The 25,452-nt window shown below is 71.9% G+C and carries 21 protein-coding genes; 9 read left to right on the plus strand and 12 right to left on the minus strand.

The features are described from left to right. Window position 1 precedes the first annotated feature (1 nt). Together ACE3T5_RS04285 and ACE3T5_RS04290 are read right to left on the minus strand one after the other, a co-directional pair. The gene (locus ACE3T5_RS04285; RefSeq protein ID WP_374664814.1) at window positions 2–1,288 is read right to left on the minus strand and encodes an SPFH domain-containing protein; all 1,287 of its coding nucleotides are present in this window, start codon (window positions 1,286–1,288) and stop codon (window positions 2–4) included. Between the two features lie 45 nt (window positions 1,289–1,333). Then, on the minus strand, window positions 1,334–2,014 hold the full coding sequence (locus tag ACE3T5_RS04290) for a hypothetical protein (protein ID WP_374664816.1): 681 nt from the start codon (window positions 2,012–2,014) through the stop codon (window positions 1,334–1,336). A 155-nt stretch (window positions 2,015–2,169) separates the two neighbouring features. Between ACE3T5_RS04290 and ACE3T5_RS04295 the strand changes: the two genes are divergently transcribed. Genes ACE3T5_RS04295 through ACE3T5_RS04305 form a run of 3 tightly spaced genes read left to right on the plus strand, consistent with a single transcriptional unit; the run spans window position 2,170 to window position 6,288 of the window. Next, a complete protein-coding gene (locus ACE3T5_RS04295; protein WP_374664818.1) occupies window positions 2,170–2,880 on the plus strand; it encodes a response regulator transcription factor in 711 nt (236 codons plus the stop codon). Beyond that, the gene (locus ACE3T5_RS04300; RefSeq protein WP_374664820.1) at window positions 2,877–4,973 is read left to right on the plus strand and encodes a sensor histidine kinase; all 2,097 of its coding nucleotides are present in this window, start codon (window positions 2,877–2,879) and stop codon (window positions 4,971–4,973) included. The genes ACE3T5_RS04295 and ACE3T5_RS04300 overlap by 4 nt, the downstream gene beginning before the upstream one ends. Window positions 4,974–5,019: 46 nt before the next feature. After that, window positions 5,020–6,288, plus strand: coding sequence for a methyl-accepting chemotaxis protein (locus tag ACE3T5_RS04305; RefSeq protein WP_374664822.1), 1,269 nt, complete (start codon window positions 5,020–5,022; stop codon window positions 6,286–6,288). A gap of 103 nt (window positions 6,289–6,391) precedes the next feature. On the opposite strand, the gene ACE3T5_RS04310 is transcribed toward ACE3T5_RS04305, so the two are convergent. Together ACE3T5_RS04310 and ACE3T5_RS04315 are read right to left on the minus strand one after the other, a co-directional pair. Beyond that, window positions 6,392–8,401, minus strand: coding sequence for an aconitase family protein (locus ACE3T5_RS04310; RefSeq protein WP_374664824.1), 2,010 nt, complete (start codon window positions 8,399–8,401; stop codon window positions 6,392–6,394). Next, complete coding sequence (locus ACE3T5_RS04315; protein ID WP_374664826.1) at window positions 8,398–9,351, minus strand: LysR family transcriptional regulator; 954 nt, start codon at window positions 9,349–9,351, stop codon at window positions 8,398–8,400. Before ACE3T5_RS04315 ends, ACE3T5_RS04310 begins: the two co-directional genes overlap by 4 nt. Window positions 9,352–9,427: 76 nt before the next feature. Here ACE3T5_RS04315 and ACE3T5_RS04320 point away from each other — a divergent pair, with 76 nt between their 5' ends. The 3 genes from ACE3T5_RS04320 to ACE3T5_RS04330 are packed head-to-tail and all read left to right on the plus strand — an operon-like array spanning window position 9,428 to window position 12,609. After that, window positions 9,428–10,393 carry a hydroxymethylglutaryl-CoA lyase gene (locus ACE3T5_RS04320; RefSeq protein ID WP_374664828.1) on the plus strand — a complete coding sequence of 322 codons (966 nt, stop codon included), beginning with the start codon at window positions 9,428–9,430 and terminating at the stop codon, window positions 10,391–10,393. Beyond that, window positions 10,390–11,583, plus strand: coding sequence for a CaiB/BaiF CoA transferase family protein (locus ACE3T5_RS04325; RefSeq protein WP_374664830.1), 1,194 nt, complete (start codon window positions 10,390–10,392; stop codon window positions 11,581–11,583). The genes ACE3T5_RS04320 and ACE3T5_RS04325 overlap by 4 nt, the downstream gene beginning before the upstream one ends. Before the next feature lie 42 nt (window positions 11,584–11,625). Next, a complete protein-coding gene (locus ACE3T5_RS04330; protein WP_374664832.1) occupies window positions 11,626–12,609 on the plus strand; it encodes a Bug family tripartite tricarboxylate transporter substrate binding protein in 984 nt (327 codons plus the stop codon). A 24-nt stretch (window positions 12,610–12,633) separates the two neighbouring features. Here ACE3T5_RS04330 and ACE3T5_RS04335 read toward each other — a convergent pair whose 3' ends face one another. The 3 genes from ACE3T5_RS04335 to ACE3T5_RS04345 all read right to left on the minus strand — a co-directional run bounded on the left by ACE3T5_RS04335 (window position 12,634) and on the right by ACE3T5_RS04345 (window position 16,588). Next, window positions 12,634–14,559 carry an ATP-binding protein gene (locus ACE3T5_RS04335; RefSeq protein ID WP_374664835.1) on the minus strand — a complete coding sequence of 642 codons (1,926 nt, stop codon included), beginning with the start codon at window positions 14,557–14,559 and terminating at the stop codon, window positions 12,634–12,636. Between the two features lie 84 nt (window positions 14,560–14,643). Then, window positions 14,644–15,573: an arginase gene (gene rocF / locus ACE3T5_RS04340; protein ID WP_374664837.1), complete on the minus strand. Its 930-nt coding sequence runs from the start codon at window positions 15,571–15,573 to the stop codon at window positions 14,644–14,646. A gap of 10 nt (window positions 15,574–15,583) precedes the next feature. After that, window positions 15,584–16,588, minus strand: coding sequence for an asparaginase (locus ACE3T5_RS04345; protein WP_374664839.1), 1,005 nt, complete (start codon window positions 16,586–16,588; stop codon window positions 15,584–15,586). A 57-nt stretch (window positions 16,589–16,645) separates the two neighbouring features. On the opposite strand from ACE3T5_RS04345, the gene ACE3T5_RS04350 reads away from it, so the two are divergent. After that, complete coding sequence (locus tag ACE3T5_RS04350) at window positions 16,646–18,295, plus strand: 7TM diverse intracellular signaling domain-containing protein (RefSeq protein WP_374664841.1); 1,650 nt, start codon at window positions 16,646–16,648, stop codon at window positions 18,293–18,295. Window positions 18,296–18,454: 159 nt separating this feature from the next. On the opposite strand, the gene ACE3T5_RS04355 is transcribed toward ACE3T5_RS04350, so the two are convergent. Then, complete coding sequence (locus ACE3T5_RS04355; protein ID WP_374664843.1) at window positions 18,455–18,787, minus strand: addiction module antidote protein; 333 nt, start codon at window positions 18,785–18,787, stop codon at window positions 18,455–18,457. A gap of 292 nt (window positions 18,788–19,079) precedes the next feature. Between ACE3T5_RS04355 and ACE3T5_RS04360 the strand changes: the two genes are divergently transcribed. Beyond that, window positions 19,080–20,960, plus strand: coding sequence for a carboxyl transferase domain-containing protein (locus ACE3T5_RS04360; protein ID WP_374664855.1), 1,881 nt, complete (start codon window positions 19,080–19,082; stop codon window positions 20,958–20,960). A 63-nt stretch (window positions 20,961–21,023) separates the two neighbouring features. Here the strand turns inward: ACE3T5_RS04360 and ACE3T5_RS04365 are convergent, their stop codons facing one another. From ACE3T5_RS04365 to ACE3T5_RS04380, 4 genes are read right to left on the minus strand one after another with little or no spacing between them, the layout of a single operon-like run. Beyond that, the gene (locus ACE3T5_RS04365; protein ID WP_374664845.1) at window positions 21,024–21,755 is read right to left on the minus strand and encodes a suppressor of fused domain protein; all 732 of its coding nucleotides are present in this window, start codon (window positions 21,753–21,755) and stop codon (window positions 21,024–21,026) included. A 36-nt stretch (window positions 21,756–21,791) separates the two neighbouring features. After that, a complete protein-coding gene (locus ACE3T5_RS04370; RefSeq protein ID WP_374664847.1) occupies window positions 21,792–22,613 on the minus strand; it encodes a hypothetical protein in 822 nt (273 codons plus the stop codon). 4 nt (window positions 22,614–22,617) lie between these two features. Beyond that, window positions 22,618–23,073 carry a hypothetical protein gene (locus ACE3T5_RS04375; protein WP_374664849.1) on the minus strand — a complete coding sequence of 152 codons (456 nt, stop codon included), beginning with the start codon at window positions 23,071–23,073 and terminating at the stop codon, window positions 22,618–22,620. A gap of 2 nt (window positions 23,074–23,075) precedes the next feature. Then, on the minus strand, window positions 23,076–24,041 hold the full coding sequence (locus ACE3T5_RS04380; protein WP_374664851.1) for an AEC family transporter: 966 nt from the start codon (window positions 24,039–24,041) through the stop codon (window positions 23,076–23,078). Between the two features lie 104 nt (window positions 24,042–24,145). Between ACE3T5_RS04380 and ACE3T5_RS04385 the strand changes: the two genes are divergently transcribed. After that, on the plus strand, window positions 24,146–25,452 hold a 1,307-nt coding region (locus ACE3T5_RS04385), incomplete at its 3' end, for an ATP-dependent helicase (RefSeq protein WP_374664853.1).

Raw genomic sequence — 25,452 nt, forward strand, 5'->3', positions numbered from 1 at the left:
CTCACTCCTCCTCGCCCTGGCGGGCGGCGGTCTGCTGCGGCGTGGCCGCACCGGCCTGGGTCGCCATGCCGCCGCCCAGCAGGTTGGCCGCGAGGAAGCCGCCACCGGCGCCGGGCGGCGCGATGATCACCTGCACCTTGTCCGACAGCTTGTCGGCCAGCGCCTTCTGGATCAGGAGCGGGTGCCGCGTGATGAGCGAGCCCTCGCGCGCCATCTGCTCCGCGTTCGCCTGGCCCACCTTCTCCATGCGGAAGGCCTCGGCCTCGGCCAGCTTGCGGCGCGCGTCGGCCTCGCCGTTGGCCTCGATGCGCCGCGCCTGGGCGTTGCCCTCGGCCACCTTCAGGCGCACCTGCTTCTCGGCCTCGGCCTCCAGCTGGCGCTGCTGGATCTGGCGCTCCTTGAAGGGCAGCACGTGCTTCATTGCCTCCTCCTGCGCGCGCGCCGCGATCACCTGCTCACGCGCGGCGGCCTCGGCGCGTACCTCGCGCCGCACCTTCTCGGCGGCGGCCTCCAGCTCGCCCTCCTTCACCTGCTTGTCCTTCAGCTCCAGCGTGTAGCGCATCTTCTGCGTGGCCAGTTCCTCGGCCAGCAAGCCTTCCATGCCGCGCTTGTAGTCGGCGGGCAGGTCGATCTGGCCCACGAGCACGTTGCGCACCACCACGCCGTCGGCCGCCAGCCGGGTGCGGATCTCCTGCTCCAGCGCCTGCTGGATCTCCGCGCGCTTGCTGGAGAAGATCTCGCGCACCGTATAGCGGGCGAAGACCTTGTAGACCACGCCCTGCACCGCCGGCTCCACGATCTCGCCGCCCACGTTGTCGGGCAGCGTGCGGAACACCGTGCTCACACGCGCCGGGTCCAGCGCGTAGCGCACCGTGAGGTCGACGCCGACCGAGAGGCCTTCCACCGACTGCAGCGCGGCACCGCCCGTGGCGCGTGCCAGCTGCTCGGGCTTGTACACGCGGTCGCGCAGCGAGAACACCTGCGCCTGGTGCAGCCCGGGCAGCAGCAGCACGCTGCCCTCGCGCCACTGGATCACGCTGCCGGTGACGAGGTTGGTGCGCACGCCCAGCTCGCCCGGGCCGGCGCTGCGCAGGGGCGGATAGGCGACGAGCAGGCCGCCGACGATGGCCAGACCGCCGATCACGGCGAAGGTGGTGCGCAGGCGGGCCAGGCCGCCGAGCGTGGCCTCGGCGCTGGGCAGCGGCGCGCCGCCGGAATCGGGGCGGCGCAGCCAGCGCGCCACGGTCAGGCGGACGGCGCGCGCGGTGCGGGTGAGGGTGTGCAGCATGGAAGGCTCCATCGGGTGGGTTGGGTGTTCAGAAGGGCATTCGCTTCAGCAGCCGGCCGCCCAGAGCTCCGCCGTGGGCCGGTTGACGCCGGGCCGGGCGTGGGTGGACAGCAGCAGGTAGGTGGCGTCGCCGCCGACGTCGACCAGGAAGTCCGGCAGGCCATCACCATCCAGGTCGGCCATGGCGCGCACCTGGGTGGTCTCGGCGTCGAAGGGCGCGAGCGTGTAGCTGTAGGTCTGGCCGCCGTAGGCCACCGTGTACTGCAGGCCCTTGGGCACCGCCTCCACGCGCAGGCCCACGCGGCCGCGGCCGAAGGGCAGTGAGTAGTCCTGGTTCAGGGTCAGCGGCTGCAGCAGGCCCGAGCGGGCAGCCGTGGGGCGCAGGCCGGTCTTGAGGGTGGTGCCCGGCAGGCGGAAGAACAACGCGTCATCGGGCACCGCCTGGCCGTCGCCAGGGCGCACCGCGCGCACCTCCACGGCGTTGTCGCGCGCCTCCAGGCGGTACCAGCCATCCCGCGGCCAGGGGCCGTCGGCGCGCGCGTCGGCCACCTCCTCCTTCCACAGGGCGGCGTCGAGCAACAGACCCTCCTCCGGCAGGCCGGTGGCCCAGATGGAGGCCGCGGCCAGGCCCGCCGCGGCCAGCAGGGCCAGGTCACGCAGGGCGCGCAGGCTGGTGGCCAGCGCGGCGCGCGGGGTGGGCAGATGGGTGGCGTTGGGGGTGTGCATCGCGGTCTCTCCTTGAGGTGTGACGATGCAGGCCATTCTTCGAAGGCAGCCGGGAGCAAACAATGCGCGCGCCGGGCCACTTCGCTCACGGTCCGGAAGAAATCTTCCGGCGGGCACGCGTCCGTGCAGGGCGGGCCGCACCTATGATCCGGGCCATGCCGCGCATCGCCGTGATCGAGGACGACGAAACCTTCAGCCGCCAGCTCGCCGGGTGGATCCGCTCCGCCCGGCCCGACGCCCAGGTGGACCAGTGGTTCAACCGCGACGACGCCGAGGCCGCCCTGTCGCGCGAGACCTACGACGTGGTGCTGCTGGACATCGAGCTGGGCCGCGAGCGCCATGCCGGCGTGGCGCTGATCAACGCCGTCAACAAGCGCGGCGACGGCGTGCCGGTGCTGGTGGTGTCGGCCATGCCGGCGGCCATCTACCGCAGCATCATGAAGGCGCTGGACGCCTGGGACTACCTGCAGAAGACCACCTTCGAGGAGGCGGACTTCGTGGAGACCTTCCTGGAGCTGCTGCGCGTGGCGCGCGAGCGGCGGGCGCTGCAGGGCACACCGCAGGCCGCGCAGGACGAGCTGAGCCTCGACCCGCTGTGGCAGCGCACACCGCTGTGGCGCGGCCAGCGCGTGAACCTGCCGCTCACCGCGCAGCGCATCCTGGCCACGCTAGCGCAGCGCCGCGGCGAGGTGGTGAGCTACGAGGAGCTGTTCGACGTGGTCAAGAGCGGGCGCAACCGCGACAACGTGCGCAAGCACGTGAGCACCATCCGCGACGCCTTCCGCGAGGTGGACCCCACCTTCGACGGCATCGAGAACGTGCCGATGCGGGGCTTCCGCTTCACACCGCCCCGGCCCGCCCGATGACGCCTGCCTCGCCCGAGCGGCTGGCGGCGGTGCTCGCCGCGCCGCGCCTGGGCCTGGCGGCCTTCTCGCGCCGGCTGCTGCTGCGCGGCGTGTTCCTGCTGCTGGCGCTGGCCACGCTGGCCTTCGCGGTGCTGCTGCTGCAGGACGAGAAGGCACGGGGCCACCGCAGCTACGCCCAGGACTTCCGCAAGACGCAGGCCGAGGTGATGGCGCGGCTGCGCCACCCGGCCGGCCAGCTGGCGCTGCTGAACCCCGAGGCTGACGCCGCAGTGGTGCCGATGCGGCCGCTGGTGCTGCCGTACCCGGGCCTGGACTTCGACGACCCCAGCCGCGTGCAGCAGGCGGTGGACCAGGCCGGCTGCGGCGTGCGGTGGCCGGATGAGGCCACGCTGTGCGTGGCCGTCGGCGCGCACGCCTTCGCGGGCGGCTACCTGTACCTGGTGGGCAGCTTCCTGGCCGGCGACCTGTCGTCCCGCGAACCCGGCAGCGCCGTCGAGATGGCACACCGCGCCCGCATCCGGCTGGAGCTGCGCGGCGAGCTGTTCACCTGGCTCGCGCCCTTCGAGCGCGTGTCGCTGCTGGGCGAGCCGCTGGTGCGCGGGCGCCTGATCGGCTACCCCCTTGGCGCCGACGGCACCATCGCCAGCGGCGCGCGCCCGGTGCGTGATTTCCGCGGCCACCTGTGGCAGGGCGCCACCTGCGTGAGCGGCGGGGAGCCGGCCGACTGCCCGCGCCGCGTTCACTTCTCGATGCGGCTGCCGGTGGAGGCGTTCCGCGCGCCGCTGGGCCAGGCCGGCGCGCCCGACTGGCCGCCAGCCGACCTGGACCGCATCCGCGTGCACCTGCAACTGCTGGCGCCGGAGCCGGGCGGCATCGTCTTCGACAGCAACGCCGGCGGTGCGCAGGCGACCTCCGCGCTGGCCGATCTGCGCCAGACGCTGCGGCCGGGCGAAACCGTGACCCTGACGCGCGAGGGCGCCGCCCGGCCGGTGCAGGTGCTGAGCGGCGCCACTGGATCGGCGGAGCGCACCTCGCCGCTGATCCTTCGGCTGATCGACCGCCTGCCGGTGACCACGCCAGGTGGCCGCGAAAGCGCCACCGAGACCATCGCCACGCCCCTCGGCCGCTTCGAGGTGCGGGTGGACGGTGACGCGCGCGGGCTCGATCCCGCGCTCGGCGCCACGGCCACGCGGCTGTCGTGGTACGTGGCCGCGATGCTGATGGCGATCGTGCTGGCCTGGCTGGTGGTGGAGGTGGGCCTGGTGCGCCGAATCGCGGAGCTGACGCGCCGCGCCGCCGCCGTGTCGCGCAGCATGCAGGGCGAGGCGGGTGGCGCCGCGCGCATCGCGCCCCTGGACGTGTCGGATCTGCGCGGCCGCGACGAGCTGGGCATCCTGGCCGGCGGCCTGGCCGACCTGCTGCAGCGCGTGCGCGAGGGCGTGCAGCGCGAGGAGGTGCGCGCCCAGCGTGAGCGCGACATGCTGCAGGCGGTGGGCCACGAGATCCTGTCGCCGCTGCAGTCGCTGATGGTGCTGCACCCCGACCCGGCCGATCCGGCCCACCGGTACGTGCAGCGCATGCAGCAGGCGGTGCGCGTGCTATACGGCCAGGCGTCGCCGAGCGAGGCGCTGGAGGCCGCGCAGCTGGCGCGCGAACCGCTGGACCTGGACGCCTTCCTGCGAGAGGTGGCCGCCAACGCCAGCTTTGCGGGCATCACCGATGTGCGCTACACGCCGGCGGCGGCACCGGTGATGGTGCGGGCCGACGCCTTCTCGCTGGAAGACGTGGTGACGCACATCCTGCGCAATGCCGAGCGCCACCGCACCCCAGGCACGCCGATCACGCTGACCCTGCGCACGCAGGAGGGCCAGGCCGTGGCTGCGATCCACAACCAGGGCCCCGCCATCGCCAGCGACGCGCTGGAGCGCATCTTCGACTACGGCGTGAGCGACGCCGCCCCGCAAGAGGCGGGCCCGCGCCGCGGCCAGGGCCTGTTCGTGGCCCGCACCTACATGGCCAAGATGGGCGGCGCGGTGACGGCGCGCAATGCCGACGACGGCGTGGTGCTGGAGCTGGCGCTGCCGCTGGGGTGACAAGCCCCCCGCGCCTGTGCCACAGTCGGGGCACGGAGGAGACAACATGCGCAACGTGTCGGTGATCACCAAGCTGAACGGCTTTCTGGCCCTGCTGCTGCTCGCGTCGCTGGGGCAGGCGGCCCTGGGCCTGCACGCCTTGAGCCAGGCCCATGCGGCCGGCGCCGAGGCCCTGCAGGCCGCGCTGGCCGGCGCGCCGGGGCCGGCTCGTGCAGTGCTGGCCCAGCAGCTCACGCAGCTGGGCGAGGTGCAGGCGGCGCAGTCCACCGGCACCTGGCTGGCGATGGGCGTGTTCCTGGTGCTCACCGCTGTGCTCGCGGTCACGCTGCGGCTGTCCATCCGCGAGGGCATCCTGCGATCCATCCGCGCCGCGGCGCATGTGGTGGGCCGCGTGGCCGAAGGCGACCTGACCGCGCGCGTGGGCGTCACCGCGCATGGCGAGACGCAGAAGATGCTGGTGGGCCTGGAGGCCATGACCGGGCAGCTGCGCTCCCTGGTCAGCCAGGTGCTGCAGAGCGCGCGGGCCGTCGCCGACGCCAGCGCCCAGATCGCCCAGGGCCACGTGGACCTGTCGCAGCGCACCGAGGAACAGGCCAGCACGCTGGAAGAGACCGCCAGCTCCATGGAGCAGCTCACCGCCACCGTGGCCCACAACGCCAGCAACGCGATGCAGGCGCGCGAGCTGGCCGTGGGCGCCAGCAGCGTGGCGGCGCGTGGAGGCGAAGCCATGGACAAGGTCGTGGCGACCATGAACGACATCTCCAGCGCCTCGCGCCGCATCGGCGACATCATCGGCGTGATCGACGGCATCGCGTTCCAGACCAACATCCTCGCGCTGAACGCGGCGGTGGAGGCGGCCCGCGCGGGGGATCAGGGGCGCGGCTTCGCGGTGGTGGCGGCCGAGGTGCGCGGCCTGGCCCAGCGCAGCGCGGCGGCGGCCAAGGAAATCAAGACGCTGATCGGCGACTCCGTGTCACGGGTGGAGGCGGGCACGCGGCTGGTGAACCAGGCCGGCGCGACGATGCAGGAGATCGTGGATTCGGTGCGCCAGGTGAGCGAGCTGATCGCCGAGATCGCCGCCGCCAGCCAGGAGCAGAGCCAGGGCATCGGCCAGGTGAACACCGCCGTCTCGCAGATGGAGCGCGTGGTGCAGCAGAACGCGGCGCTGGTGGAAGAGGCGACGGCGGCCACCGATGCGCTGAATGAGCAGGCGCGCGTGCTGCTGGGCATGGTGGCGCGGTTCCATGTGGGGGAGCAGGCCGCGCCCTATGCCAGCGCGGCGGCGTCGGCGCAGCGGGCGATGGTGCGGGCTTGAGGGGGAACGCTGGGGTTGCGCTGGCGCTCCACCCCAGCCTACGCAAGACCAGGCCTCCGGTGTTCCTGTAGGCTGGGGTGGAGCGCAGCGCAACCCCAGCGTTTCACCCCTCGACTCGACCCGCCCCTCGCCCTCCCGCTTCCCCGCGCAACTCCCCGAACGACACCAGCCGCCCGGCCAGCGCACTCGCCGCCACCGTCGCCGGGCTCGCGAGCCACACCTGCCCGGGTCCGGAGCGGCCCGGGAAGTTGCGGTTGATCGCACTCACGGTCACCTGCCCGCTCTCGACGGAGGACCCCGGCCCGCAGTTCGCGCAGGCACCACAGGCCGGCTGCAGCATCCGCGCCCCAGCGGCCTGGAAGGTGGCGTCCCAGCCCTGGGCCACGCACCAGTCGCGCACGGCCGTGGTGCCGTACTGCAGGAAGAGCTGCACCCCCTGCGGCACGCGCAGGCCGTTCGCCAGCCCCCAGGCCAGCACCGCGTGGTAGTGCTCGAAATCCTCGCGCTTGCCTGCCGTGCACGAGCCGCCATAGGCGATGTCGATGCGCGGCCGCTCCGCCACGCTCGCGATCGGCTGCCCGTGGCCCGGGTCGCCTGGCGCCGCCACGTAGGGGCTGAGCCGCGTGCAATCCACTGTGAGCGTCGCCTCGTAGGCCGCGCCTTCATCACTGCGCATCCACGGCTGCAGCTCGAACGCGACACCACGCCGCTCGCGCAGGAAGCGCACTGTCTCCTCATCCGGCGCCACGATGCCGGTGAAGCCGCCCAGCTCCGCCGTCATGTTGGTGAGCGTGGTGCGCTCGTCGATGGAGAGCGCGCGCGCCCCGTCGCCGGTGAACTCGAACACGCGGCCGACGCCGCCGCCATCACGGATCGCCGGCAGCGCCAGCAGGTGCAGCACGATGTCCTTCGCGCTCACGCCGTCCGGCAGGCGGCCCTGCAGGTCCACCCGCAACACCGGCGGCAGCGTCACGCGCACCGCGCCCGTGACGAAGGCATTGGCCATGTCGGTCGTGCCGACACCGAAGGCCACGCAGCCGAGCGCGCCGCTGTGCGGCGTGTGCGAGTCGGTGCCCACCACCACCTGGCCGGGCAGCGCGTAGTGCTCGGCCATCATCGCGTGCGAGATGCCGGCCGCGTCACGGGTCGGATCGGGGCCTTCCACTTCCGTGCGCGTGCGGTGCATGCGCAGGCCGTGCCGTCGCGCGAAGTCACGCTGGGCGCCGATCATCTCGCGCATCAGCGGCCGCAGGCCTTCGCCCGCGTGGGCCGGGCTCTCGTCGAGGTAGGCCGTGTGGTCCTCGAACACGCGGATCGACGCCGCGTCGTGCAGCGGCGCATCGGCCACCAGCCCCTCGAGCATGTGCGCCGCCATGCCGGTGTAGTACTCGTGGATGAAGCGCCAGTCGGCCCGCACGAAGCAGCCCTCGCCCGGCCGCGGCTCGGGCGGCGTGACCGCGGTGCGCACGAGGTGGCGGCGCAGGATCTTCTCGAACAGCGTGCGGGGCGGGCCAGCGGCCGCTTCGTCATCGAAACCCTCGGCCACCGCATCGCGCAGATGCGCCTGCCCGAAGCGCAGCAGGCCGCCCGCGCGCAGGATGCCGGCCGTCAATGCATCGCGGCCCGCGGCCAGCTCGGCCAGCGGGATGGGCTCGCCCCGCGCGATGCGATCCAGCAGACCGAAGTCCGTGCTCGTGAACAGGCCGATGTTGTCGGCGTTCTGCCGGTAGATGCGCTCGAAGCTTTCCGCGATCACCAGCCGGATGCCCGCCGCCTTCTCGGCCGCGGGGCTGTGCTCGCGCGAGGAACCTTTGCCGTAGCGCCGCCCGCCCACGGTGACCACGAAGCCACCCGCCTGCACCGCGCCCGGCGCGATCGGGCGCTCGCCGTTCGCGGTGGTGAAGCCGGTGTACGGGAAGCGCGCCAGGCGCGCGTCATAGTGCGCCATGATGCGCACCGGCGTGATCTCGTCGGTGGAGATGTCGTCACGCAGCGCGCCGGCCTCCGCCAGCGTGAGGCGCTCACCGGCCAGTTGCGCGCGCACGCGGTCGGCATCGGCGGCGAGGAAGAGCACGCGCGGCGCGGGCCCCAGGTCGAGGGTGTCGGACGTCATGCAGCTTGCCTCCGGGCTGGGCGTGACAGCGACGACGCCTCCGCGGCAGGGCCATCGGCACGCGCCGCGAGGTGCGCCACCAGCAACTGCGCCGCCGGCGACAACGTCTGCTCGTCCCGGAAGCAGACGATGAAGCGCCGCTCGGCCCAGGGCTCGGTCAGCGGCACGAGCTGCAGACCGTAGGCAGCCGCTGGTGCCTCCGCCACCTCGCGCGGGACGAGGCTGATGGCGAGGCCGGCGCGCACCACGCGCAGCGCCGCCTCGAAATTGGTCACCACCACGCGATGCCGCAGGTCACGACCGAGGCGGGCCGCCTCCTGCCGCAGCATGACCTGTACCGCGCTGTTGACGGGCAGGCTCACATGCTCGAAATCCAGCGTGTCCGCGAAGCGCACCGAGCGCTTGCGCGCCAGTGGATGGCCGCGCGGCACCACCATGCACAACCTGTCACTGCGATACGGGCGCGACTGCAGGCTGCCGATCTCCGCCGCGTCCCAGCACACGCCGAGCGAGGCCATGCCTTCGCGCACGCCGCGCACGATCTCCGGACTCACGCGCTCTTCCATGTCCACCTGGATGCTGCGGTGCGCCGGCTGCTGCAGGAAGGCCGCCACGTCGTCGGCCAGCGACTCGGTCATGGCGGAGACCGAGGCGAGGATGCGCACCTGCCCGCGCGCGCCGGCGGCGTAGCCCTGCATGTCGCGCTCGATGCGTTCGGCGCTGTCGAGCATGGCACGCGCGTGTTCCAGCAGGGTCTGGCCAGCGGCGGTGGGCACCATGCCGTGGCGCTTGCGCACCAGCAGCGGCGTGCCCACCTGGCCCTCCAGCTGGGCCAGGCGCTTGCTGATGGCCGAGCCGACGATGCTGGCGCGCTCCCCCGCGCGGACGATGGTGCCGGTCTCGCAGACGGTGACGAAGAGACGCAGGCTGGTGAGGTCGAGGTCGCGCAATGAATTTCCAATCGGGAACGATACCGTTCTCAAATTGAGATGTCGGCTCGCTTCGGAAATTCTAGACTTCGTTCCCATGCCTGCCAACATCCTGAAGCCCGGTCACCTGCCGCGCCAAGTGGTCATCCGCGAGATGGGCCTGCGCGACGGCTTGCAGAGCGTGGCCACCATCGTCCCCACCGAGGCCAAGCGCGCGTGGATCCTGGCCGCCTACGAGGCCGGCGAGCGCGAGATCGAGGTCGGTTCCTTCGTGCCCGCCCATCTGCTGCCGCAACTGGCCGACACCGCGGAGGTGCTGGCCTATGCGCAGACCCTGCCCGGCCTGAAGGCCACCGTGCTGGTGCCCAACCTGAAGGGCGCGCAGCGCGCGTTGGCCGCCGATGCCGAGGGCCTGCTGGTGCCGCTGTCGGCCAGCCACGCGCACAGCCTGGCCAACCTGCGCAAGCCGCCCGATGACGTGGTGGCCGAGATCGCGCGCATCCGCGCCGAGCGTGACGCCGCTGGCGCCCGCACCCGCATCGAGGTGGGCATGAGCACCGCCTTCGGCTGCACGATCCAGGGCCACGTGGACCCGGCCGAGGTGGTACGCCTGGTGCAGGCCGTGCTGGATGCCGGCGTGGACACTGTGAGCCTGGCCGACACGGTGGGCTATGCGGACCCGGCCATGGTGGCCGACCTGTTCGAGCGCGTGCTGCGGGTCGCGGGCGATCGCCTGGTCTGCGGCCACTTCCACGACACGCGCGGCCTCGCGGTCGCCAATGTCTGCGCCGCGATGCAACTGGGCATCACCCGCTTCGACGCCTCCATCGGCGGCATCGGCGGCTGCCCGCATGCGCCCGGCGCCAGCGGCAACGTGGCGACGGAAGACCTCGCGTATCTGATGGCGAGCATGGACGTCGAAACCGGCCTGGACATCGGCCGCCTGCTCGCCCTGCGCGAGCGCGTGGCCGGCTGGCTGGCCGGTGAGACGCTGCACGGCACGCTGTGGCGCGCCGGCCTGCCGAAGACCCTGCAACCGCAGCCCGAGGAAGCGCTCTCATGAGCAACACCCCCCAACCCCTGGCCGGCCTGCGCGTGGTGGAGTTCACGCACATGGTGATGGGCCCCACCTGCGGCATGGTGCTCGCCGACCTGGGTGCCGAGGTCATCAAGGTGGAGCCGCTGGAAGGCGATCGCACGCGCACGCTGGTGGGCGCGGGCGCGGGCTTCTTCCCCATGTTCAACCGCAACAAGAAGAGCATCGCGATCGACCTGCACCAGCCCGAGGGCGCCGAGGTGGCGCGCCGCCTGTGCGGCACGGCCGACGTGGTGGCGGAGAACTTCAAGCCCGGCACCATGGCCAAGTACGGGCTGGACTACGCCTCGCTCTCGGCCACGCAGCCGCGCCTGATCTATGCCACGCACAAGGGCTTCCTGCCCGGGCCCTATGAGCACCGCACGGCGCTTGACGAGGTGGTGCAGATGATGGGCGGGCTGGCCTACATGACGGGCCGCCCCGGCGACCCGCTGCGCGCCGGCACCAGCGTGAACGACATCATGGGCGGCCTGTTCGGCGCCATCGGCGTGCTGGGCGCGCTGGTGCAGCGCGGCATCACCGGCCGCGGCATGGAGGTGCAGTCGGCCCTGTACGAGAACAACGTGTTCCTGGTCGGCCAGCACATGCTTCAGTACGCGATGACCGGCCGCCACCCGGCGCCCATGCCCGCCCGCGACAACCCGTGGGCGGTGTACGACGTGTTCACCGTGAAGGACGGCGAGCAGATCTTCCTGGCCGCGGTGAGCGACGCGCAGTGGGTGACCTTCTGCGACGTGCTGGGCCTGCACGCGCTGAAGGCCGAGCCCGGCCTCGCCACCAACAACGCGCGCGTGGCGCAGCGCCCGCGCCTGCTGGCCGCCATCGGCGAGCACATCGCGCAGCGCAGCGCCGCCGAGCTGGCCGCGATCATGGAGCGCGCCGGCCTGCCCTTCGCGCCCATCCGCAAGCCCGAGGACCTGTACGATGACGAGCACCTGCAGGCCACCGGCGGCCTGGCCGACGTGGTGCTGCCCGACGGCCCGATGGCCGGCCAGCGGGTGAAGACGACGCTGCTGCCGTTCACGCTGGGCGGCGAGCGGCTCGGCGTGCGGCTGGACCCGCCCGCCCGCGGCGCGCACACCACCGAGCTGCTGCACGGCATCGGCTACGACGACGCGGCGATCACGCGCCTGCGCGAGCAGACCGTGGTGGCCTGAACCGTTCGAAGGCAACCCATGAACCAGAAGGAGACGCCCACCATGAACCCGACCTCGACCTCCCGCCGCAGCCTGCTGGCCGCTGGCAGCGCCCTGGCCCTTGGCGGCCTGTGGCCACTGGCCGTCCGCGCGCAGGCCGGCACCGTGAAGTTCATCCTGCCCAACGCCACCGGCTCGGGCGTGGACGCCATCACGCGCGCGGCGCAACCCGCCCTGGCCAAGGCCCTGGGCGCCAACGTGGTGGTGGAAAACCAGCCGGGCGCCGGCGGCGTGGTGGGCCTGCAGGCCCTGGCCAAGTCGCCCGCGGATGGCAGTGCGCTGTCGGTGGTCTCGAACAACGTCGTCATCTTCCCCAGCGTGCTGAAGTCCCTGCCCTTCGACATGCCGGGCGACTTCACGCCCATCGCCATCGTCGGCGCCACGCCCATGGTGCTGGTGGTGAACCCGGCCAAGGTGCCGGCCACCACGGGCCGCGACTTCATCGCGCTGCTCAAGAGCAAGCCCGGCGCGCTGAACTTCGCTTCCGGCGGCAACGGGACCATCCTACACCTGGCGGCGGAGCTGTTCCTGGAGGCTGCGGGCGCGAGCGCCAAGCACATTCCCTACAAGGGCGTGGGCCCGATGGTGACGGATCTGATCGGCGGCCAGGTGGAGTTTGGCGTCGCCGCGCTGCCCAGCGTGCAGGCGCACATCAAGAGCGGCGCACTGCGCGCCATCGGCACGCTCACGCCGCAGCGCACGCCGGCCGCGCCGGACATCCCCACCTTCGCCGAGCAGGGCCTCACGGGCTTCCAGGTGGATGCGTGGTTCGCGGTCATCGGCCCCAAGGGCCTGCCGGCCGACCAGGTGAAGAAGGTGCACGACGCGGTGGTGGCCGCCTTCGCCGACCCGGCGGTGAAGGAGACCATGGCCAAGCAGGGCAACACCATCCAGATCAGCACGCCCGAGCAGGCGCAGGCCGCCTTCCGGGCCGAGCTGGCGAAGTACGCGGCGCTGGTGAAGAAGGTGGGCCTGCAGCCGCAGTGAGCGCGGCCCCACGCACCCCGCGGCTCAGCCGCCCGGGCGCGCCTGCTGCAGGAAATCGCGGAAGGCCTGCCGCAGGTGCTGCACCTGGTCGTGCAGGTCCAGGATGCCGGCCGTTGGCGCCTGCTCTTCCAGCCGCCCGGCGGCGCGGCTGAAGGCCATGGCCGACACCATGGCGGAGGAGCCCTTGGCAGCATGCGCCAGACGCGCCACCTCCGCGCGGTCCTGCGCGGCGACGGCGTCGCCCAGGCGGTTCAGCAGCCTCGGGGTGGCCTCGATGAAGTGATCGAGGGCCACGGTCATCAGCTCCGCATCCTCGCCGAAGCGGTCCTTCAGGTCGCCCATGTCCAGTGGTGCCATGTCGGTGGTGGGCCGCGCGGCGCCCATGGGGCGCGGCGCCCGCCCCGCGGACCAGGCCGTCCACGCGGCCAGTGTCTCGCCCAGCTTGCGCAGGCTGATGGGCTTGGTGAGGTAGTCGTCCATGCCGGCGGCGACGCAGCGCTCGCGATCGCCCTTGAGGGCGTTGGCCGTCATCGCGATGACGACCGAGCGGACGCCCGCTTCGCGCAGGCGGCCGGTGGCCTCGTAGCCGTCGAGGTTCGGCATCTGGCAATCCATCAGGATGAGGTCGAAGTCGCCGCCGCGGGCCAGCTCCACCGCCTGCAGGCCGTCGGGCGCGGCCGTCACATCGGTGTAGCCCAGCTTGCGCAGGAAACCCAGCAGCACCACCTGGTTGGTGATGTTGTCCTCGGCCACGAGGATGCGCACCGGCGCGGCGTCTGGCAGCAGATCGTGGTGGCTCGTCACCTCGTCGGCCGCAGCCTCCTCCATCGGCAGCACCACGGCGAAGCGTGAGCCCTTGCCGCGCGCGCTGAGCACCGACACGTGGCCGCCCATCAGGTCGCACAGCTGCCGCACGATGGACAGACCCAGCCCGGTGCCGCCATACCGGCGCGCGGTGGACGCCTCGCCCTGCGCGAAGGGCTGGAACAGCCGCGCCTGCGTCTCCGGCGACATGCCAGGGCCGGTGTCGCGCACCACGAACTTCATCTCGAAGCCGCCGGCCACCGGCGTGGCGCCGACGTGCAGGCCGAACCAGCCCTGCTCGGTGAACTTCAACGCGTTGCCCAGCAGGTTGCCGAGGATCTGGCGCAGCCGGACCGGATCGCCGCGCACCAGGCGCGGCACGGAAGGATCGACGTGCAGCTTGAAGGCCAGGCCCTTCTCTCGCGCGCGCAGGCGGAACAGCGCACCCAGCTCGTCGAGCAGCTCGGCCAGATCGAAGGGCACGTGCTCGATGTCCATCTGGCCGGCCTCGATCTTGGAGACGTCCAGCATGTCGTTGAGCAGCTCCAGCAGGGCCTGCGCGCTGCTGTCGATCAGCTCGGCCTGCTGGCGCGCCGCCGGCGGCAGTGTTTCGTCGAGCAGCAGCTTGGCCAGGCCGACGATGCCGTTGAGCGGCGTGCGGATCTCATGGCTCATGGTCGCCAGGAAGCGGCTCTTGGCCTGGTTCGCGGCCTCGGCCGCGTCGCGCGCGACGCGCAGGGCCGCCTCGGTCTCGTGGCGCTGGGTCACATCGGCCGTGGTGCCGGCGATGCGCAGCACGCGGCCGTCGGGCCCGCGCTCGACCACGCTGCCGCGCGCCAGCACCCAGAACAGGCTGCCGTCGCTGCGGCGCACACGCACCTCGACCATGTAGCGGTCGGTCTGACCGGTGACGAGCTGCGCGGCGGCCTCGCGCAGGGCCGGCAGATCCTCGGGGTGGATCAGTTCCAGCAGGGCGGCGGGGGCCAGCTCCTGCGCGACCGGCGGCTCGCCGCGCATGGCCGCCCAGGCCTCGGACATGAGCACGCGTGCGGTGCGGGCGTCGTAGTCCCACAGCGCCAGGCCGGAGCCTTCCAGCGCCTGCATCAAACGGTCTGCCCGTGCCTGCCTCGCCTGTTCGTCGTCCATCACTGCCCTGGTGTCGAGGCCTCCATCATGCAGCGCATCGGCGCGCTTGCCCAGCACCGCGCGCCCTGCGCGGTCTCTCGGCGGTCAGCGGGCGAGCGTGGAGGCGCCGAACAGGCTGCGCACGAAATCCACCGCCAGCTCCGCCGTGCGGTTGCGCACATCCAGCGCGGGGTTCAGCTCCACCACGTCCAGCGAGCCCAGCCGGCCGGTATCCGCGATCATCTCCATGCACAGCTGCATCTCGCGGTAGGTGGGGCCGCCGCGCACGCCGGTGCCCACACCGGGCGCGTCGGCGGGGTCCAGGCAATCCAGGTCGAAGCTCACGTGCAGATGGGTGTTCTCGTCCACGTCCTGCAGCACCTCGGTCATGGTGTGCCGCATGCCGTGTTCGTCGAGATGCCGCATGTCGAACACCTGCAGGCCCAGCGCGCGGATCGCCTGCCGCTCCTGCGCGTCGACGCTGCGGATGCCGATGAAATCGATCTGCCCCGCGTCCAGCGCGGCAGGGGTGCCGCTCCAGCCCGTGAGCGCGGCCGGGCCCTGGCCCAGCAGGCAGGCCACCGGCATGCCATGCAGGTTGCCCGACGGGCTGGTGGCCGGCGTGTTGACGTCGGTGTGCGCGTCGAGCCAGATCACGCGCAGGTGGTGCCCGGTCGCTCGGCAGTGGCGGGCCACGGCGCTGATGGAGCCGACGGCCAGGCAGTGGTCGCCGCCCATGACGAGCGGCACCTCTGCGGCCGACAGCGCGGCATCGACGGCATCGAACACCGCGCGGTTCCAGGCCACCACCGCCTCCAGGTGGCGCAGGCCGCCGACCGGTTCGCGCCAGGGGTTGGGCGGGCCGGGCAGGTTGCCGGCGTCCACCACCGCGAAGGCCTGCGCCTGCAGCGCCTCGGCGAGGCCCGCCACGCGCAGGGCATCAGGCCCCATGCCGGCGCCGCGCACGCTGGCGCCCACGTCGGTGGGCGCGCCGATCAGGCGCACGGTGCGATGGGGCTCGGGCAGCGACTGCATGGCGCGCTGCTCAGTCGACCGCCAGCCGGAACACGGGCCGGCGCTCGCCGACCAGCGTGCCCTTCACGTTGGTGATGGCCTGGCCGCGCCAGGGCCGCAGCTCCTCACGCTGGCGGGCATCGAGCCAGCCCAGCTGGTCCAGCGCCTCCACCGTGGCGGCGTAGAGCGCGGGCTTGCTGCCGTCGCTGATCTTCAGGGCCAGCGCCTGCCCGCGGCTGCGACTGGCCACCACCTGCACGCCATCGGCGCCGATCTTGGTGACCCAGTCGCCGCGGCCTGCCTGCATGAACGCGAGGTCATTGCGGCCGGTGCCTGAGACCAGATCCGGGTGCGCCGTCATGGCGTCGGCGAGCAGCGCGAACTGCTCGCCACGCGCCGGGTCGGCCGAACCGGATGCGAGCCGCGCAAAGCCGCGTGCGAGGTTCGCGAGCGGCATGGCGTAGTTGGGGGCCGAGCAGCCGTCGGTGCCCGCGGCCAGGTCCCCGGGCGCGAGGCCCACCACGTCGGCCACCGCCTGGCGGATGGCCTGCTGCAGCGGATGCGCCGGCGCCAGGTAGTTGTGCGTGGGATGCCCGTGCTGCACGCACCAGGCGAGAAAGCCCGCATGCTTGCCGCTGCAGTTGTGATGGCGCTCGTCGTACGCGGCGGGCGCGGGGGCGCCGGTCAGCTCCACATAGCCCGGCACATGGCAGCCGCATTGCAGCGCCCGCACGCCCAGGCCGGCGGCCTCCAGCATCTGCTGCACACGTTCCACGTGCTGGGGCTCGCCGCCATGGCTGGCGCACAGCAGCGCCAGGTGCTCGCGGCCGTAGCCGAAGCGGCGCGGGCCATCGGCCGCCAGGAACGGCAGCGCCTGCAGCGGCTTGAGGGTGGAGCGGGTGAAGGTCACCCAGCGCGGGTTGCCAGCGTGGGCCACCACGCGACCGGCCGTGTCGGCGACGGCGAGCGCACCGAAGTGCAGGCACTCGGCGGTGCCGCCACGCGTGAGTTCAATCAGGGGAACCAGATCCTGCATGCCGGCATTATCGGCAGGTGCGCGACGCGCCTATGATGCGGCGCACCGGAGGACGGGATGAACCTGTTTGCGTGGCTCGCGGGCTGCTGGCTGGCCACCGCCGCCGTCTGCGCCGCCATCGGCCAGACCGAGATCACCGCCATGCGCAGTTGGGCCGCCCTGGCCGAGGGCGACAGCGCGGTGCGCGCGCTCGAGGTCCTGCAGACCCAGCCCGCCGCGCCCCTCACGCGCGGTGAAGCACCCACGTTCCGGGTCGGCACCGACCGCCCCACCTGGATCCTGCTTGACGTCGCGCCGCTGCCGATGCCGGCGGTGCTGGAACTCGCCCACCCGGCGATCGACCGCGTGGAACTGTTCCGCCCCGGTGCCGGCACACGGCCGCTGGAGGATGCCGGCCGCCAGATGCCGGCCGAGGCGCGGCAAGACCATCGCTTTCCCGCCACGCTGCACCTGCCGAAGAGCGCCGAGCCGCAGCGCCTGCTGTTGCGCGTGCAGGCCGGCGTGCCGGTGCACGGCCAGGTGCTGCTGCAGCCGCGCCAGCCCTGGGAGACGGCCTCACGGTTGCAACTGGCGCTGATGACGCTGGGCTTCGGCATCGCGGGCGTGGCCACGGTCTACGCGCTCGCCCGTGCGGCCGCGCTGCGCAGCGTGGCCTACCTGCTGTACGCCCTGCTCGCCGCCAACATCGCCTGCGCCGGCCTGCTGCTCACCGGCCTGGGCGAGGCGACGGTGTGGCCGTGGCTGGCGCCATGGCGCAACCAGGCCGCCTCGATGCTGGGTTGCGTGGGTGCAGCGCTGTCGCTGCTGCTGGCCGAGCGCGCCTTCGCGCTGGAGATCAGCGCGCCGCGCTTTGCGCTCGCCATGCGGTGGATGGCCGGCATCGGCCTCGCGGCCGCCGCGGCCGTGCCCCTGCTGGCGCCGGCCCCCGCGCAGACCCTGGCCCATGTCGCGATCGGCCTGTCGATGGTGCTGGGCATCCGCGCCTTCCGCCTGGCGCGGCGCACCGCGAACGTGGTCGCGAGCTGGCTGCTGATCGGCTACCTGCCGGTGTTCATCTGCGTGGGCGCGATCACGCTGGGCATCGCCGGCCTGCTGCCCTTCGCGCCGTGGATGCTGCTGACGCTGCCGCTGGCCGGCGTGCTGGAGGCGCCCTTCAACCTGCACGGCCTGCGCCTGCTGGAAGAGCGGCGGGCGCAGGTGCGCGCCAACCTGCGCGCGCTGCACGTGGAAGCGGACGGCGAATCACGCGAGGAGCTGAAGCGTCGGCTGGACCTGCCGCCCGACCGGGCCGCGCGCCGCGACGCCGGCTGCGCCCTGCTGCTGCTGCGCTTCGAAGGGCTGGCACCCGGTGCGCGCACGCGCCGCGATCTGGACAGCGTGGCGACGGAGCACTACCTGCAGGCCATGATGGCCGCTGCCCTGCGCCCCGGCACGGACGTCGGCCGCTGGTCGCACCATGAACTGGTGGTGCGCGACCTGCAGCACCGCGACGACGCCGGCCTGCAGGGCCTGGTGACCGCGCTGTTCGCGCAGTCGCTGCGCGGCGAGCGTTTCGGCATCCCGCGGCAGGACCCGGCCTTGCGCATCGCCGTGGTCCGCGTGCATGCGCAGGAGGTGCCGGTGGGCATGCTGGTGCGCCGCATGGGCAAGGCGCTGGACGATGCGCCGAAGGCCAGGCGGGTGGACATCGAGCCCTGGGAGGATTAGGGGGGGTCCCGTGGCTGCATGGCACATCGCGGCTGCGAAGGGTTGGGCATCACCGCTGCGGCACCAGCTTGACTTGAAGTTCGCAACCCACTGCCTCGGCATAGCGCTTCAGCGTGCTGAGCGAGGGCGTGTGCTTGCCTGCAGATTCAAGCCGAGAGATCAGGCGCCGCCTTCGACTGGCTGGGCGTGAAACCGTACGCCCAGCGCCTTCGCCACCTTGAGAACGGTTGCAAAGCTCGGGTTGCCTTGATCGCTGAGCGCTCGGTAGAGGCTTTCGCGGCTGAGTCCGGCTTCCTTGGCGACGAGCGACATGCCCTTCGCGCGGGCGATGTCACCGAGCGCGCGTGCAATGCCCGCCGGATCGTCGGGTGCTTCTTCCAGCCAAGCGTCGAGGTAGGCAGCCATCTCTTCTGGCGTACGGAGGTGTTCGGCGACGTCATACGCCGTCGCCTTGGTCTTCGGAACTTTCTTTACGGCAGTTGTGCGTGCCATGGACTACTCCGAGAAGTTGCGGTTGAGTCGTAGAGCCAGTTCGATGTCCCGCTTCTGAGCAGGACACGCGCGCGGCCAGCGTGATCCTTCAAGCCATCCAACCACTTGGCGTACTCGTCTGTCTTCTGGACGCGTATGGGACAGTGTAGCGCATAGGCTACATGCTGCCTATCCACGGATCAGCGGAATAGTCCATTGATCGACGCCCAGGCCATCCCGCCGCGCGGCCCGCTGTCACCCGCTTGACCCCCACCCGCCCCGCCACCGGCCCACAATCATCCGCATGACCGAGTTGCGCTCCCCCTTGCAGGCCCAGATCGTTGAATGGCTCGTCGCGCCGGGGGACGCCGTGCGCGCGGGGGATCTGCTGGTGATCCTGGAAGCGATGAAGATGGAGCACGAGGTGCGCGCCCCGGCTGCGGGCCGCGTGCGTGAGCGGCTGTTCGAGGCGGGTGAATCCGTGGACGACCAGGCGCTGTTGCTGGTGCTGGAGACCTTGCCGGCACAAGCCGATGCGCCTGGCGAATCGTCAGGCGCAACGCCGACCGGCATGGCCCATATGTCGCCAGCGGCCGCTGCTGCCACATCGGCTGCCGCTTCTCACTCGCCTGCATCACCCCGCCCCGCGCGCGCCGACCTGCAGCGCGTGCAAGACCGCCACGCCCTCACCCTCGACGCCGCGCGGCCCGAAGCAGTGGCCAAGCGCCACGCACTGGGCCTGCGCACCGCGCGCGAGAACATCGCCGACCTGTGCGACGAAGGCAGCTTCATCGAATACGGCGCGCTGGCCGTGGCCGCGCAGCGCAGCCGCCGCAGCGCGGAGGATCTGCAGCAAAACACGCCCGCCGACGGCATGGTCACCGGCATTGGCACCGTCAACGGCACCTTCTTCCCGCCGGCGCAGGCCAGCACGGTGGTGATGGCCTATGACGCCACGGTGCTGGCCGGCACCCAGGGCATGCGCAACCACCAGAAGACGGATCGCCTGCTGGGTGTGGCACTGAAGAATCGGCTGCCGGTGGTGCTGTTCGCCGAAGGCGGCGGCGGCCGGCCCGGCGACACCGACATGCCCATCGTGGCCGGCCTGCATGTGGCCACCTTCGCCAGCTTCGCGCGGCTCAATGGCCAGGTGCCGGTGGTGGGCGTGGTGGCGGGCCGCTGCTTCGCCGGCAACGCGGCGCTGCTGGGCTGCTGCGACGTGATCATCGCCACGCGCGACAGCAACATCGGCATGGGTGGGCCGGCGATGGTGGAGGGCGGTGGTCTGGGCGTGTTCCGGCCGGAGGACATCGGCCCATCCGCCATCCAGCATGGCAACGGCGTGATCGATGTGCTGGTGGACGACGAGGCGCAGGCGGTGGATGCGGCGCGCCGTTACCTGTCCTACTTCCAGGGCGCGTTCCGCGACTTCGTCGCCCCCGATCCGCTGGCCCTGCGCGATGTAGTGCCGGAGAACCGGCTGCGCGTCTACGACAGCCGCGCCGCGCTGCGCGGCCTGGTGGACGAAGGTTCATTGCTGGAGCTGCGCACCGGCTTCGGCGCCGGCATCCACACCGCGCTGGGCCGCATCGAGGGCCGGCCGGTGGGCCTGCTGGCCAACAACCCGCTGCACCTGGGCGGCGCCATCGATGCCGACGGCGCCGACAAGGCCGCACGCTTCATGCAACTGTGCAACGCGCACGGCCTGCCGCTGGTGAGCCTGGTGGACACGCCCGGCTTCATGGTCGGACCGGCCATCGAGGAGCGCGCGCAGGTGCGCCACGTGAGCCGCATGTTCATCGCGGCGGCCCATCTGCGCGTGCCGTTCTTCAGCGTGGTGCTGCGCAAGGGCTACGGCCTGGGCGCGATGGCGATGACGGCTGGCGGCTTTCATGCGACCGAGGCCACCGTGGCCTGGCCCAGCGGCGAGTTCGGCGCCATGGGCCTGGAAGGCGCGGTGCGGCTGGGCTACCGCAAGGAGCTGGCGGCGCAGCCCGAGGGGCCGGCGCGGCAGGCGCTGTACGACGAGCTGGTGGCGCGCCAGTACGAGGCCGGCCAGGCGATGAACATGGCGGCCACGCTGGAGATCGATGCCGTGATCGACCCGGCCGAGACGCGCGCGTGGCTGGCGCGCGGGCTGGCCGCGGCGCGGGTGGCGCCGGCGGATGGGTCGCTCGCCGTCGACACCTGGTAGGCCAGCAGCTCCTGGGTCCCCGCCTGCGCGGGGACGACGGGGTGATGCGCCCTGCCTCCAGCTTCAGAACAGGCCGAACAACCGCGGCGCCACGCTCCGGCGCGCCGGGTCGATGCAGTCGTTGACCCCTGCGCGATCCAGGCGCTGGCCCAGGCGATCGCTGCCGTGGCGCAGCTTGTACGCCATCTCGTCGGCGTGCAGCGGCACCACCGCCATGAAGGCGATGGTCTTGCCCGGCGTCTTCAGCTTGTGGAAGTGCGTTGGCACGGTGGGCGAACGCAGGATCACGGCGCCGCACAGGCGCGTGCCCGCGGCATACGGCTCGGGCGGGTCCCCGTTCGGGATGGTGTGGCCGGCCCCGAGCCAGGTGTCGAACTTGTGCGGCACGCGCGCGAGGAACTTGAGCGTGCGCAGCGGCCAGTACCAGCGTTCGTCCTCCAGCTCGGTCTGGCCGAAGTACCAGTTCGCGGGCAGGGTGACCATCAGCTCCAGGTAGCGCGGCACTTCCGGCCCGGCGTCGACCGGCACATTCATCGGCCGATCGCTCATGCCGGAGGTGACAAGCCTCAGGTAAGGCTGCGTGGGCGTGGGCGGGATGCAATGCACGTCGATGTGCACCGCGTCGGACACCAGTTCATGGAACACGTGCTGCACGGGCCCCAGGTGGGCCGCCAGGTGCGCCTCGATCTGCGGCAGCGAGGAGACGCCGGCCGCCGGCTCCCAGGGATGCGCCTCGCCATGCCGGATCAGGCGGCTGCCATCGGGGTTGAAACTGAAGCTGGCTCGTTCGCCCATGGGGTTCCTCCCATCGCAAGGGAGCGAACCATAGCACTAATCTAGTAACTTTTGTAGCAGGAACCACCCCAACAGCAGAAAGGCCAGGGGCCACACGACGGTCTGCAAGGCGAAGACCGCGATCAGCCGCACCATCTGCGCCACCAGCGCGTCCGCGCGGGCCTTGAGCTGCTCCACTTGACGGGCGACATCCGTGCCGTCGGCCCACCACCGGCGCACCCGCTCGGCCAGCGATGGGGGCGAGCCCCGGGCGGGCGCCGCGGCCGGCAGTGGCTCCTGCGCGAGCTGCGCCTGCGCGGCCTGGTAGTCGCCGGCCAGCACGGCGCGGTGGATCGCCTCGCCGCCCAGGGCCATCAACGGCACGGCCAGGCGCAGGCAGAGCAGGAACAGCGCCAGACGCGGCAGCCAGCGCGGCAGCGGGCGACCTGTCCACGCCAGCGCCAGCCAGGCCAGGCCTGCGAGCGAGAGCGCCAGGTTCACCGGCCAGGTGGCCAGCAGCTCGATCAGCAGCCGCTGCAGACCGAACGACACCGTGGCCGCCAGGAGCAGGGTGGAGAGCTGCTCCACCAGGTCGTCCAGTGGCTCCAGCACCGCGCCCGGATGCACCGAGGCGCCCACCCCGACGCCGACGTTGACGGAGGCGCTCTGCACTGCGCTCAGCACCGCATTCAGCCCGCGCGCCGCCGCGAAGCTGGCCAGCGCGCGCTGGAATCCGGCCTCCACCTCGCGTTGCGCCCATGCATCCAGCGGGCGCGCCCAGGCGAGCACCAGCACGCCCGCCAGCGCCGCTGCGGCCAGGGCCAGGAACACCAGGCGGTGCTTCGTAGGCGATGGGGCTTCGGGCGCGGCGGGCAGCATGCGGTCAGCCCTGCAGGACGAACGACTCCATCATCGGCGCGAAGTAGGCCCGCGAGGCGTCGACGTTCTCGCACAGGTAGTCGTGGAAGGCGGCGCGCACGATGATGGGCGGCCGCGCCAGCACGATGCCGGTGATGCGGTAGCACTGCGCCGAATCCCAGGCGTCGGAGATGGCGATGGAGACCACCCCCATCTCCACCACCTCGTCCACCAGGATCTGCCAGTCGTAGCCGGCCATGGCGCGCAGCGAGGTGAGCACGGTGGCGCGGAACGACTGCGCCACGTCGCGTGACGAGCGGCGCAGGCCGCCCTCCGCCACGCGCCAGGTGCCGATGGTGATGCCCTTGGCCCCGTCGGGCGACTCGAACTCGTACTGGCCGTCGCCACCGTCCTCCTTGGCCACCCAGTCGCTGGGCAGGGCGATCTGCCAGGTCTCGGTGGTGATGGTTTCGAGGTGCATGGTCAGTGCAGCAGCGCGACCGCGCCCGAGAAGGTGAGGAAGGCCGCCGCGGTGGTGAGCAGGATGATGCGCGCGATGCGGCCGGTGTCGGCACCGAAGCGCTCGGCCAGCATCGACACATTGCTGGCACTGGGCAGCGCGGCCACGAGCACCATCACGGTCAGTGTGAACGGGTCCACCGGCACGCCCAAGGCACGTGCACCGGTGCCGATGCCCCACACCAGGAGGGGATGCACGAGCAGCTTGGCCACAGCCACCGGCACGAAATCGCGCGCGGGCAGGGGCGCGTGCTCGGCCGCCGCCGCGAACATCTGCGAGCGAGCCAGCACCGCGCCGATGGTGAACAACGCTACCGGCGAAGCTGCGTCGGCCAGCAGACCGATGGTGTTCATCACCGGGCCGGGCGGCTTCCAGCCCGCCGCCGACGAGAGGCCGCCGAGCACGATGGCCCAGGGCATGGGGTTCACGGCCACGCCGCGCAGGGCCTTCTTCGCGGCCTCGGAGGCACCGTGCTCATCCGCGCTGTCCAGCCGCGACAGCGCGATGCACAGCGAGCTGGTGAAGACGAGATCGATCAGGATGGTGAGGATGGCCGGCCCGGCCGCCGCCGCGCCCAGCAGCGCCACCAGCAGCGGCACGCCCATGAACCCGGTGTTGGGAAAGGCCGCCACCAGCGCGCCCATGGAGGCGTCGTTCCAGCGGATGCGCGCGTTCATGCTCAGCTTGACGGTGCCAGCGACCATGATGCAGGCGCAGAGGAAGTACACCGCCATCGCCGCCGGGTCGAGCATCTGCGCGATGGGCGTGCTGGCGCCGAAGCGGTACAGCATGCAGGGCAGCGCGAAATAGAGCACGAACGTGTTCAGCCCGCCAATGGCCTCCAGGGGCAGCATGCGCCGGCGCGCCGCCAGGTAGCCGGCCAGCACCAGCGCGAAGAAGGGGAAGGTGACCCGCAGGATGTCCAGCACGCGGCTATTGTCCCCCAGCGTCGGACGGTCGGGCTGTGCGGTATGCACGCGTGGCGGTCATCGGGGGCCGGTATCATCCGCGCTCCCCACGCAGCCCCCCATCGATGTCCGGCCTGAACCTCGCCCAGCAAGAGGCGGTGAACTACCTGCATGGCCCCTGCCTGGTGCTGGCCGGCGCCGGATCCGGCAAGACGCGCGTGATCACGCACAAGATCGCGCGGCTGATTCAGGCGGGCCTGGCGGCCGACCGCATCGCCGCCATCACCTTCACCAACAAGGCCGCCGCCGAGATGCGCGAGCGGGCGAAGCAGCTCGTGGGCCGCGATGCGAAGGCCGTGCTGATCTGCACCTTCCACGCGCTGGGCGTGCGCATGATGCGGCAGGACGGCGCGGCGCTGGGCCTGAAGCCGCAGTTCTCCATTCTCGACACCGACGACGTCACCAGCATCCTGAAGGACGCGGGCGGCACCACCGACGCCGCGCAGGCGCGGCAATGGCAATGGACCATCAGCGCCTGGAAGAACGCGGGCCTGAACGCCGCCGCCGCGCTGGCGCAGGCGCAGGACGAGAACGAACGCGTCACCGCCATGATCATGCAGCGCTACGAGGAGCGCCTGGCCGCCTACCAGAGCGTGGACTTCGACGATCTGATCGGCCTGCCGCTGAAGCTGCTGCGCGACCACGCCGAAGTGCGCGAGAAGTGGCAGCAGCAACTGGGCCACGTGCTGGTGGACGAATACCAGGACACCAACGCCACGCAGTACGAGCTGCTGAAGCTGCTGGTGGGCGAGCGCGGCCGCTTCACCGCGGTGGGGGACGACGACCAGTCCATCTACGGCTGGCGCGGCGCCACGCTGGACAACCTGAAGCGCCTGCCGCAGGACTACCCGCAGCTCAAGGTAGTGAAGCTGGAGCAGAACTACCGCTCCACCAGCGCCATCCTGCGCGCGGCCAACAACGTGATCCAGCCCAACCCCAAGCTGTTTCCGAAGACGCTGTTCTCCGAGCTGGGTGAAGGCGAGCCGGTGCGGGTGGTGGACTGCGACAACGAGGAGCACGAGGCCGAGCGGATGGTGGCGCGGATCCAGTCGATCAGGGCGAACGGTGTGCACAAGGACTGGAAGGATTTCGCCGTGCTGTACCGCGCCAATCACCAGGCGCGCGTGTTCGAGCAGGCGCTGCGCAAGGCGCAGATCCCGTACAAGGTCTCGGGCGGGCAGAGCTTCTTCGACCGCACCGAGATCCGCGACCTGTGCGCCTGGCTGCGGCTGTGGGTCAACAACGATGATGACCCGGCCTTCCTGCGCGCGGTGACCACGCCCAAGCGCGGCATCGGCCACACCACGCTGCAGAACCTGGGCACCTTCGCCAGCAAGTACAAGCTGAGCCTGTTCGAGGCGCTGTTCTCCAG

Source organism: Ramlibacter sp. (genome assembly GCF_041916345.1).
Classification (GTDB): domain Bacteria; phylum Pseudomonadota; class Gammaproteobacteria; order Burkholderiales; family Burkholderiaceae_C; genus Ramlibacter.